11 protein-coding genes are annotated in these 11,146 nt (G+C 57.1%); 5 read left to right on the top strand and 6 right to left on the bottom strand.

Features of this window, described 5'->3' with window-relative positions:
* The first annotated feature begins 21 nt into the window (after positions 1–21).
* On the top strand, positions 22–1,344 hold the full coding sequence (locus AC13DD_RS17955) for an NADH:flavin oxidoreductase/NADH oxidase family protein (RefSeq protein WP_482931548.1): 1,323 nt from the start codon (positions 22–24) through the stop codon (positions 1,342–1,344).
* Here the strand turns inward: AC13DD_RS17955 and AC13DD_RS17950 are convergent.
* From AC13DD_RS17950 to AC13DD_RS17930, 5 genes are all read right to left on the bottom strand, one after another.
* Complete coding sequence (locus AC13DD_RS17950) at positions 1,337–2,155, bottom strand: SDR family NAD(P)-dependent oxidoreductase (RefSeq protein ID WP_008171225.1); 819 nt, start codon at positions 2,153–2,155, stop codon at positions 1,337–1,339. The two genes, AC13DD_RS17955 and AC13DD_RS17950, sit on opposite strands and share 8 nt — an antisense overlap.
* Positions 2,152–2,688, bottom strand: a complete 537-nt coding sequence (locus tag AC13DD_RS17945) for a CIA30 family protein (protein WP_008171223.1) — start codon at positions 2,686–2,688, stop codon at positions 2,152–2,154. The genes AC13DD_RS17950 and AC13DD_RS17945 overlap by 4 nt, the downstream gene beginning before the upstream one ends.
* 79 nt (positions 2,689–2,767) lie before the next feature.
* On the bottom strand, positions 2,768–3,028 hold the full coding sequence (locus tag AC13DD_RS17940; protein ID WP_199185513.1) for a ZIP family metal transporter: 261 nt from the start codon (positions 3,026–3,028) through the stop codon (positions 2,768–2,770).
* 85 nt (positions 3,029–3,113) lie between these two features.
* On the bottom strand, positions 3,114–3,404 hold the full coding sequence (locus AC13DD_RS17935; protein ID WP_008171220.1) for a type II toxin-antitoxin system RelE/ParE family toxin: 291 nt from the start codon (positions 3,402–3,404) through the stop codon (positions 3,114–3,116).
* A complete protein-coding gene (locus AC13DD_RS17930; RefSeq protein ID WP_008171217.1) occupies positions 3,404–3,628 on the bottom strand; it encodes an addiction module protein in 225 nt (74 codons plus the stop codon). The genes AC13DD_RS17935 and AC13DD_RS17930 overlap by 1 nt, the downstream gene beginning before the upstream one ends.
* A 112-nt stretch (positions 3,629–3,740) precedes the next feature.
* Between AC13DD_RS17930 and AC13DD_RS17925 the strand changes: the two genes are divergently transcribed.
* Genes AC13DD_RS17925 through AC13DD_RS17910 form a run of 4 tightly spaced genes read left to right on the top strand, consistent with a single transcriptional unit; the run spans position 3,741 to position 9,410 of the window.
* Complete coding sequence (locus tag AC13DD_RS17925) at positions 3,741–4,523, top strand: hypothetical protein (protein ID WP_104271080.1); 783 nt, start codon at positions 3,741–3,743, stop codon at positions 4,521–4,523.
* On the top strand, positions 4,516–7,455 hold the full coding sequence (locus AC13DD_RS17920; RefSeq protein WP_273082258.1) for a hypothetical protein: 2,940 nt from the start codon (positions 4,516–4,518) through the stop codon (positions 7,453–7,455). Before AC13DD_RS17925 ends, AC13DD_RS17920 begins: the two co-directional genes overlap by 8 nt.
* Positions 7,448–8,848 carry a hypothetical protein gene (locus tag AC13DD_RS17915; protein WP_273082260.1) on the top strand — a complete coding sequence of 467 codons (1,401 nt, stop codon included), beginning with the start codon at positions 7,448–7,450 and terminating at the stop codon, positions 8,846–8,848. Before AC13DD_RS17920 ends, AC13DD_RS17915 begins: the two co-directional genes overlap by 8 nt.
* Positions 8,841–9,410, top strand: coding sequence for a condensin complex protein MksE (locus AC13DD_RS17910; protein WP_273082263.1), 570 nt, complete (start codon positions 8,841–8,843; stop codon positions 9,408–9,410). Before AC13DD_RS17915 ends, AC13DD_RS17910 begins: the two co-directional genes overlap by 8 nt.
* 11 nt (positions 9,411–9,421) lie before the next feature.
* On the opposite strand, the gene AC13DD_RS17905 is transcribed toward AC13DD_RS17910, so the two are convergent.
* On the bottom strand, positions 9,422–11,128 hold the full coding sequence (locus AC13DD_RS17905; RefSeq protein WP_482931547.1) for a putative bifunctional diguanylate cyclase/phosphodiesterase: 1,707 nt from the start codon (positions 11,126–11,128) through the stop codon (positions 9,422–9,424).
* Positions 11,129–11,146: the final 18 nt, after the last annotated feature.

The raw sequence follows: 11,146 nt of genomic DNA, 5'->3' as shown, positions 1-11,146 counted from the left end.
CTTGAACAGCAGGAATTATCCATGACCGAATCACCGCTTGCCCAACCTCTGAAACTCCCCTGCGGAGCCGTACTGCCTAACCGACTTGCCAAGGCCGCCATGACCGAAGGACTGGCAGACGATCAGCTCCACGCCACCCACCGCCATGAAACCCTTTACGGTTGCTGGTCCGATGGCGGAGCAGGGCTGCTGATTACCGGCAACGTGATGATTGATCACCGGGTGCTGGAGCGGCCGGGTAACGTGGCGATTGATCCTGCGCCGGCTGAAGGCGAGCCGGAGGGTATGGCCCAGCTGCGCGCCTGGGCCGAAGCGGGCACGCGCAACGGCAACCATTTGTGGATGCAGATCTCCCATGCCGGTCGCCAGTCGCCGCGTTATGTGACCACGCGCCCAATGGGGCCGTCGGAAGTCCAGCTATCGCTGATGGGCAACTATGCCCGCCCACGAGCACTCACGGAGCCGGAGATCCTCGATTTTATCCAGCGCTTCGCCAACGTGGCCCGGATCGCCAAGGAGGCGGGCTTCACCGGCGTTCAGGTGCACGGGGCCCATGGGTATCTGCTGTCGTCTTTTCTGTCGCCGGTCACCAATCAGCGTACCGATCGCTGGGGTGGCTCACTGGAGAATCGCGCCCGTTTCCTGCTGGAGGTGGTGCGGGCGACTCGCGCCGCTGTGGGGCCGGAGTTTCCGGTGGCGGTAAAGCTGAATTCCGACGATTTCCGCAAGGGCGGTTTTACGCTCGATGAGTCCGTGAAGGTGGTGCGCTGGCTCAATGAGGAGGGTATTGATTTGCTGGAGGTGTCTGGCGGCACATATGAGCAGCCACGGCTGCTCGGGTACAGTGGTGATGCCGACACGGCGAGCGACGGGCCGGCCATGCGAGAGAGCACGCGCAAGCGGGAGGCTTACTTCCTGGATTACGCCCAGACGATTCGCGAGGTGTGCGATTGCCCGCTGATGGTCACCGGTGGATTCCGAACGCGCGCGTTTATGGAAGAGGCAGTCGCCAATGGCGAAACCGACGTGATTGGCCTTGGCCGGCCGCTCTGCACTGATCCCGATACGCCCAAAGATCTGCTTGATGGCCGCATCGATAAGACGGTTTGCTACGAAGATTACGTCAAACTTGCTCAACGAGGGTTTTTCTCACCAGCGAGTCCGCTGATGCCAATCAAAGTCATTAACGTGTTGGGCGGCCAGGCGTGGTACTACCAGCAGATTTTCCGGCTGGCGGATGGCGAAGAGGCTGATCCGGACCTGGGTATCCTCAAGGCCGTCGGGGCTTTTGTTAAGGATGAATTGAGCCGGTCCCGGCGGGTGAAGAAGGCCCGCCTTACCTAAAGATGATTCTCTGGATCGACCGGGGAATAAACCGGGTGATAAATTCGGCAGCGTAGGTCTGGGGTGTAACCAGGTATCGAGGCTTGGGTCGTGTCGCCTCTGCTGCCCTGACAATCTTTTTCGCGACGTCCGACGCACTGGCTGTAAAGGGCTTGATTCTGGCGCCTGGCGCGAGCGCTGCTTCCATTGCCTTGTACTTTTCCCGGTGCACGGCGCTGGCCTGGCCAAGCACGGGCTGCAACGCGGCCAGGGCATGCTCTCTGAACCGGGTCACCACGGGGCCCGGGAGCACCAGCGAGATACTTTCCAGGCTGTTGCTGCCCTGTTCATCAAACCAGAAACTCTCATGGGCCGTGTTCATCGCGGATTTGGCGGCACAGTAGGCGCCTTTCATTTTCTGGGGCGCGATGGAGAGAACGGAGCTAACCGCGATGACCCGCAAGGGTTTACCGTGCTGTTCGCAGAGCCCCAGGCAGACAGCAGCCAGCTTGATGGGGCCGAATACGTGGGTACTGAACTGCTTTTGCCACATGGGTTCGGAGAGATCGCGAAGCGCGCCGAATTGCCCGTAACCGGAGTTGTTGACCAGAATCACCCGCTCGGCTGCTGCAATTTCCGTGTCCAGAGCGCCCGCAAGCCCTTCGATCTGGTCAAAGGACTCTAGATCCAGCGCCAGCTCCAGATCGGCAGACTCGACACCAGCTGGCTGTCGGGACAGGGCGATCACCCTGTAGCCTTTCCGGGCAAAGAGGGCGCAGGCTTCACGGCCAATGCCGGCGCTGGCACCGGTTATCAGAGCGAGTTTGGTCATCGGATCAACCTCCAATCCTGCATCCGCAGCTGAAATTCACCAGCCTGTCGTCCGGAAACAAAAAGGCTGACCGAAGCCAGGTGCGAAAGATTCAGTGCTGCCTCATCGGTCAATGTTTTGCCGCGCCAGGTAGGGATGAAATCACTGAAGGGGAGTCGGATGCGGCTCCATTCTTCTGTACCTGGTGTGAATGCATGTTGGTACACAATGCTGCGCCGGTTGGTGCTGTTGCGAAGGCCGATCTTGTAGGTTTTTCCGTCGCCCCGAGCAAGAAGCTCGATACCGGTGTAGTCAGCTGCATCGAAAGGTTCCGGCAGGTCAGCTTTCACAGACGAAAATCCGCCGCCGTTGTCCAGTCGCACAGTGCCGTGAAAGACGCCAACGCCGCCCTCTGCAAGATCAACGGTGCCGTTAGACTGCCCGCCCATCACGCGGTCACCGAGGGGCTGCCAGGTTAACTGGCTTGCCTCTGAATGGAACGAGACAAGTATCGGGTTTTGCGTGGCGTTCCCGGAAATATCCCGGTTCTGCATAGAGTTACCTTCGATAGTTCAAAAACGTATTAAGTGTCGTTCGCCGCAATAGCTTACTGGCTATCCAGTACTTCCGCGGTCAGTGGATGGCGAGCTGGAAAACCATCATGCCCAGAAAGGCCAGTACAATCACAACACCAACTGAAGCCGGCTCCAGCTTTTTATTAGCATCCGGCAGAAGCTCGGCAAACACCATCCAGATCATAGCACCCGCAGCCAAACCAAGGCCGAAGGGAAGCATGGGTTTGAAGGTACTTACGAACAGGTAAGCGGGAATGGCCATCAATGGTTGCGGCAAGCTGCTGAAAATACTCCAGCCGGCGGCCTTGGTGACGGACATGCCTCTTGGCACCAGGATAAGTGCAATGGGTGTGCAGCTGTTTCTGTGTTCCGGGAATTATCGGTAACTACCGAGGAATCCTCGGTTATTGCCTGTTTTCCCAATAATCTGGCTCGCGATGAAGATTCATAACAGCAAGAATGAAAATGCTGTTCTTCTTTTCAACGTAAAGAACGCCATAGGGAAATCGTTTGACGAGTGAGCGACGAACAGGCTTTCGAATGAAGCTCCAGGCCTGGGGGAATTTGACAGCTCTGGCTACTGCTTGCTCGACTTGCTCGGCGAGATCTACTCCGAGGCCAGTTTGAATTGATTCGTAGTAATCGATTGCATCATTCAATTCCGCTTCCGCTGCGGGGTGAAAGGAATAATCCATTATTTCTGCAGCCTGCTCCGAATCTTTCTGAAAACCTCATCGCCGGGCACAGGATTCACCCTGCCGGAATCCAGGTCGTCCAGGCGGCACTTGGCAACTTCTACCCATTTTTCGTCAATACTGGCTTCGTTTGGGTTTAGGCTTTTCAATAATGACTCTATAACCAGCGCTCGTTCGTCGACGGGAAGAGCGCTAGCCTCGTCAATTAAATCCTGAAGGCGCATATTTTTTGCTCCAAGAGTGGTGAGGGGCCAAGTACGGTATCCATATTAACGCTTTATGAGTTATTTTGCTTCCCAGCCCATACGCAAATCCAAGAATAACCGTGGTACGCCCTTGAACGACTATCTCGACAAAATCCTGCGTGGCCAACCGATTAATTATGAAGCCTTCCTGAAAAAGCTTCCGGAGCAGTTTCGCCGGCGCCATCGGGACATGTTTGCCACAGAAAAGGTCCAGTCCAACCGATGGCTGGTCACGGTCCGGGATGAAACCGCTTTCGCGGAGCTGCAGAACGTCGCGGAGGCTCCCTTAAACAGAGTAGACGCCGCTAGAAAAGGTGACTCTCATCGCCATGGTACTGAGGTAAGTTTTCTTCTGGTTTACCATGGGGTATTGGCATCCAGCCGTCCGGATGTGGTTGTTATCAAGAGCGATTCTGTTGACATCGGTTTTCAGCGCGCCGGCTCCGTGCTGGTAATAGAAAACGAGCGTAACTTCTACCAATATCAGCAGATGCTGAAGTTTACCGGTGAGGCTCTTGGCTGGGCCTTGCATCTGGCGGACTGCGATGTGGTATTGGGCAGTGGTAACCGGGTGACCCGGCGCGCGATTCTCGACTGGTTGCAGGGCTATGAAGAAGTATTCTGCGCATTCGATTATGATGCGGGTGGTCTGCAAATGTTCTCGACGATCGCAGCCTCGCTCGGTGACAAAGCCACCTTTGTTCAGCCGCCCGACTGGCAGCCATGGCTGGGCCGGTTCCGCAAACTACCGGACACCACCGAACGATTCACAAGGGCGATTTCGTTGGCAGAGGGGCTTGGTTTTGTACCCCTGGCAGAGGCGTTTCGAGCTACCGGCAAATTTATGGAACAGGAGATGATTCTGGATGAGTGACTCCCAGGGGAGCCCAGGCAATTTCAATTTTGGTATTCGCCGTCTGGTGTTGGTGGATTCCGCCGGCTTCTGTTACGTGGAAATTCCGGTGGATAACCACGGCCTGATCCTGGGCCCGGGCAATCTGGGCAAGTCCAGTCTGCTGAATTCCCTGCGTCTGTTTCTGCTGCCGGAAAACAACTTCAAGAACAGTCGCAAGAAATTCGCGTTCCGCAATGCCAGTGCCGGCAGCTTCTACTCTAACGAGGAAAGCTACCAGCATTATTTCCCCAGTCAGTTCAGCTTCCTGATCATGGAAGCGGAGAACCCGGCGGGGGTGCATTGCCAGATTTTGTACCGGGACAGCGCCAGCCAGCTCAGTTATGCCCGCGCTTTCGTGCCGGTTGGTTACGACCAGCTGCGGCCGCTGTTCTGGAATGGCGATGGTGAGGACGGAATCGGCCAGGCGGTGCCGGAGCTGTCGTTCAGCCGTTTGTCCGAGGCGCTGAAAAAGTTCTCCAAAGATACCCGACTGGTCAATGAACCGGCCAAGCTTAAACAGATGTTGTACAGCAGCGAGCTAATGAACGCCGATGCCGTACGCTATTCGGTGCTGCCCCTGGGTGAGTCCGACGAGCGCCGGGTGCAGTCGCTGCGCACGCTGATCCTGTTGCTGTTTGAAATGAAGGCAGACGATCAGGCCATGTCCAACGCGGTGGCCAGCATTATCGAGGCGGACAAGAAGTTTGCCGACGATGCCTTCGATTTCAATATCGATGAGTTTCTCAACCGGCACGATCAACTGAAGCAACAGCAAATCCAGCTTAATCAGATTGAAAAAGAGCGTTCACGGTTCGAGAAGCTGCAAAGGGATTATCAGGCCTACCAAACCCTGCTTCGCAGCCAGCACGATTTTGCGGCTTTCCGGGATGGCGTCACCCATGCCTTGCAGGATATTGGCGCCAGGCGTAAAGCCGCAGTAGAGGCGTTCAATGAACAGAACGAGACCCTGCGCCATGTGCTCCAGGCTCTGAAAAAACTGGAGCAGGACGCCAGTGGCCTGAAGGGCGAGATCCGTTCCGCCGACCGTCGCATCAAGCAGGCCGAGCAGAACCAGAAAGATGGCGATCTGCTGGTATCCCAGTACGGGGAGATGACCCTTCAGGAAATCGAGGACATCCAGAAAGAGGAACTCGATAGCAAGAAAGGGCACCTGGCTGCTCTCAAGAGTGCCGCCCAGGCCGAGATCCGTCTGGAACAGATCCAGAAAAAGAAGCAGGAGCTTGAGCGCAAGCTGGAATCCCTGAAGGAACGGGAAAGCAAGCAACATTGGCAGCTTCAGAACCAGCTGGACGAGGCCACTGCCGCGCCGCTGCGGGCGGTGGACCCCCGGTTGGTGATGGCGAGCCCCGGCCAGGACCTGGACGCCGACAGTAAGGCGGCCATCGAGGCATTCGCCCGGCTGTTTGTACCCACCGATAAAGGCTTTGACTGGTTCGATACCGAATATCAGGCCCAGCCAGCGCGGCAGACCGACTTTGCAGAGCAGCGCCGGCATATTGAAGGTGAGCTTCATGGGCTGGAGAAGGAGCGGGCCGAGCTGGCGGACACTGCCAACCAGGAACATGACCGGCCACGGTTGATCGAGCGCACCGAGAAAGAAATCCGTGCCATTGAGAAAGATCTGGAAACGCTGCAGCGTTTCCCGGCCGCCGCGACCACTCTTCGGGACGCCACCGACGAAAAGCAGGCAGCAGAGGAACAGCTGGCCAAACTGGAAGAGCAGGCCCGGCTGGAGCAGGAAAAGCAGGATGCGGTGCAGCAGAAGGCGGCCAAAGCCAGGGCTGAAAAAGAGCGGATCGAGGAGCGGGAACGGGAACTGGCGGGCCTCAGCCGGAGTGTTGGCACGGTAGAGCACCGGTTCCCGCATCTGAAAGCGGTGGAAGCGGAACAGCCTTTGGACATTGAGCAGGTGTCTGTGGCGGCGTTTGATGACCTTCAAACCCAGCTGGACGACCTGGAGGAGCGCCGTCGCAGTATCCTCGACCACCTTCGTCAGTTCGTGTATCTGGGCATCCACGACGACACCGAAGGCGAATTGCAGAAAGACAGCCCCGCGTCATCGGCTATCCGGGAAACGTTCAAAGGTCTCTCAGATCTGTTTGCCGGCATGGCAGAGCGCTGGAATGTGCTTGAGCAGCAGGTGGGCATCCACAATGAAACCGTGGCCAGCTACCGGCAGGCCCTGAAATCCAACCACGAGCACATTGCCCGTTTCGAGGCGCAACTGAACCGTGAGCTCGAAGGGGTGCGCATCAACGATCTGGTGGAAATCCGCGTGGATATTCATACCGATCCGAAATTCCGCAATCTGGTGGAAGAAGCGAACAACATCGACCCCTATGGCAACCAGCTGCAGTCGGACGCGTTTTATGACCGTTTGCGGGTGTTCGTGGCGGACTTTTTCGGGGAGGGCGGCAGCAAGCGCCTGACCATGGACAAGGTGATCACCGGCATTTCCTACAGAACCCGGAAGGAAAACGCCACAAGCCTCGACAAGAAGGGCCAGTCCACCTCCACCACGGCCCTGATCAATCTGGAACTGGTGTACCGGCTGCTGAAACGGGTGTTGTACCCGGGCGTTCAATTGTCGTTCCCCATGGTGCTGGATGAGCTGGCCAGCGTGGACATCAGCCAGATGCCCTCGCTGCTGGAGCGGTTACGCAAGCAGGGCTTCAACCTGTTCTCTGCCGCCACTCACAGTGCCAGTGCTGAAGTGATCTACCTGATCGGCCGGCACCTGGAAGTGGGGCAGATGCGCACCGCACGCCCCTACAGCCCGCAGCGCACCCTGGTGTTCTGGGGCGGGGCCGAGGGCTTTACCAACGGCGAATCCCTGAGCCAATGGGCCGATCAGACCCAGAACAGCCTGCTGGAGCCGGCGGATGAGTAAACGCTTCAGCACCCTGGATACCACCCGGCTGCTGTTCGAGCACCCGAAGATCCTGTTCCGGACGATTGAGCGGATGGACCGTAACGAAGCCCGGTATATCCGCGAAAGCGATCTGGTGGCCGAGGTGATGGACTATACCCGCAGCCTTGGCAATGCCGACCGGGATCGGGTGCGGCTGGCTTTGAATACCGACAACATGTTCCGCAGCGGCCTGGTGATCGACATCATCAAGGCCGAAGGTGAGCGGCGGCTGGTGTTTCAGGATGCCCTGATCAACCTGATGCGTGCCTGCAACGCGTCGCTGTACCAGGAACTGACGGATGCTCGGCTTCGCGGCCATCTTGTAACCCTTCGGGACGTGCGCAATCGGCTCGAGACCAGCTCTTTCAGCGACGCCGATCCGGACTACACCGAACTGAGGGATGATCTGAACGAGCGGGTGAGCCAGCTCATCGGTTTGCTGCGCCAGAATGTCCTGCGCATGCAGACCATCAGTGCGCAGCTTGCGGATCTCTCCGGCGACGCCAGCCGGGCGCCCCAGAAATTCCTTGAGTTCCGCCAGAACCTGTTTGAGCAGATCGTTACCCTGTACGAGCGCCACATCAAGCCGACCCTGGTGTTTTTGAACCCGGATACGCGGCTGCCGGATGGCAGCAACCTGTTCGAAACCCTGGAAGCGATGGTGCGGTTGCTGGAAAATCACGGCGATCACAGCCTGGCAGATCAGTTGTTCCGTTCCTCCATTAGTTTGAACGCCCTGTACAAACCCATTCAGGCGGTGGCCCAGGAGGTGGAGCACTTCCTGCGCAAGACGCGCCAGGGCATGGTCCAGTACAACGCCATGGAGCATTTCTACGGCAAGCTGCAGGAACTCAAGGGGGAAACCGAGACCCTCAGCCTGAAACGAAAATGGCTGGAAGGTGGAGACTTTGCCCGCAGCACCGGCTTCCTGATCGGCCTGCGGGCCCAGCAACGCCCGAAACACTACGCCTTCGGTGAATCGTCCAGCTACTACCAGCTGTTGTTCAGCGAACTGGAGCTGCGCCTGAACGACCTCCGACGCAAGGCTGAAGTGCCGGTTCTGCAGCAAGTGGATGGCAGCGGCCGGCACACCCGGATTGATGTCCAGCGCATCAACCAGCTGTATCAATGGCTGGAGACTCTGGAGCTGCGGCCAACAACCGATCTGGTACGTGAGCTTCACGGGCGCCTGGACGGGTTTATCCCCGGCTATCGCTTCCCGGACCTGCTGGCGGCGTTGAACCGGCTGGTAAACTCGCCCCCCGAGGGCTTGCAGGTGGTGACTACCAATCGCTTCCGAATCCTCGATCAGTCATCCGACAGTGAACAGTTTGTCTACCGAAAGCGTCGCCTGGAGCAACAGAATGTCTGAATTTGAAGAAATCCTCCCGGCCCACAGCGCCGCGATCTACCGGGAATTCCAGGCCGGCCGGGTGATTGTGCGTGATGTGTGGGACAGCAACCGCTCGGAGTTGCGTGCCAATCCGCTCTACAATCTGCTGTATAACCATCTGTCCCACTTCCGGACCTTATACGAGCACCTGGGCAGCGAGCTGGTGTTCAACGAAACCGGCGCGTTTTTCTTCCTCAAGGAAAGCAGTGACGACGAGAATGAAGAGCACGACGAGAACGCCTTCCGCGTGCAGGTGATCCTGCTGCTGATAGGGCGTTATTTCGCACGCAGCGGTCGGGATCTTGAATACCTTGGCCGGCCCGACGCCGGGCTGAACGAGCAAGACCTATTGGCCCTGGCGAGCGATGAGGAATACCAGGAAATCCTGAGGGCCGCACGGTTTGAGAAAGGCCTGCCGGAAGCCCTGGACTACCTCGATAAACGCCACCTCCTGTTTCGAGCCGGTGCAGGCCGCTGTTTCCTGAGTTCCGCCGGGCTGTATTTCCTGCAGGAGTTGGTTCGGGAGTTTGAACAGGGGTAGTGCTTTCCTGGTCAGAAGCTGGCCAGGAATTCTTCAACTTTGTTTGCCGGCATGGGCTTGGCATAGAGGAAACCCTGAGCGAGGTCGCAACCAAGGTCCGTTACCATCTGGGCCTGTTCATCCGTTTCAACACCCTCGACCAGCACGCTGAGGCCCAGACTGTGGCCGACGGTAACCATTGCCTCCATGATGGCCATGTCGGCGCTGTTCTGCATGGCATGTTGAAGAAAGCTCCTGTCGATTTTTATTCCGCAAACCGGGAGCTTTCTGAGATAGACGAGCGAGGAGTGTCCGGTACCGAAGTCATCGATCGAAATGTGCACGCCTGCCTGTTTCAGTTTTTCCAACTGTTTGGTTTGGCTTTCATCGCTGCCGAAAACCTCGTTTTCAGTCAGCTCCACCCCAAGCTGGTGAGGCTGAAGATTGTAACGTTCCACCGTTTCGAGAATATGGCTCGCAAGGTGTGGATTGGTGAGCTGTCGTCCCGAGAGATTGATATCAACCCGCAGGTTTTCCAAAGGGGTTTTCTTCCATGCGCTGAGCTGTTTGCAGGCTGCTTCGATTACCCATTCGCCTATCCGGTTGATGAGGCCAGACTTTTCAGCCACGGGAATGAAAATGGCTGGTGAAACTGCCCGGGATTGACCGTGAAAACAACGAAGAAGCGCCTCGCAGGAGTCGCATGTGCGATCCGCGAGGCTGATCTGGGGCTGGAAAAACAATTCGAGGCCATCGTTATTCAAGGCGTCTCTGAGCAGGTTGGTGATTTCCTGATAACTGACCAGCCTGTCATTGATATCCGGGGTGTAGAAGCACACGCCGTTCTTGCCGGTTTCTTTGGCCTGATACATGGCGGCGTCTGCATTGCCCATCAGCTCAGCCACGGTGGTTCCGTTGTGCGGAAAAAGGCTCACGCCAAAGCTGGCGGTAACCTGGTAGCAGTCGCCTTCCAGATGAACTCTGTGTTCCAGAGCGTCTATCAACCGACAAACAAGTTCATGAATACCTTCAGGGCCTTCGAAATCGAAGATCAGCAAGACAAACTCGTCCCCGCCAAAGCGGCTCAACAGGTCTCCGCCTCGAAGTTCGGCCCTCAAGGTTTCGGCCACCGCTTTCAGGAGACTGTCACCATGATGGTGGCCACGGGTATCGTTGATGATTTTGAAATTGTCCAGATCGATAAAAACGACCGCTAATTCCTGTTGCAGGCGATCAGCCTCATCCAGTCGGCTCGACAACTCGGCTTCCATGAAATGCCGGTTGGGTAATCCGGTCAGGTCGTCAAAACTCGCGCGCCGGTAAAGCTCGTCTCTGGCTTGTTTCTGCTCCTCCAGGCTGATGTCGATGCAGAACATCTCACATTCGCCGCTGTCCTGTTTGATCATTACATGGCTGGAGTAGACGGGGACCAGGTGCCCTTCTTTGTGCTTCAATTCGAGTTCGTCGGAGGGAATGCTGATGTTTTTCTCAAGCCAATTGCGGTGCGCTTCGATCACACCGGTGCGCATGTGATCGGGAATGATCAGGTCTTCCAATAGCTCTCCCAGCGCTTCATCCCGGGAATAGCCATAAATGCGCGCGCTTGCTTCGTTCCAATAAATTACCCGGCGGTGTCTGTCGTATCCCTGAACAGCCACCATGGGCAGACTCTCGATCAGCTCGTAAAACCTGTTTTCACTGTCCTCGGTAGCCGAGCGACTTCCTTGTCCAATATCCATTGCGGGTCAGCATCCTCA

It is taken from the genome of Marinobacter sp. L-13 (assembly GCF_056857715.1).
This window is presented reverse-complemented; position numbering and strand designations above follow the sequence as displayed.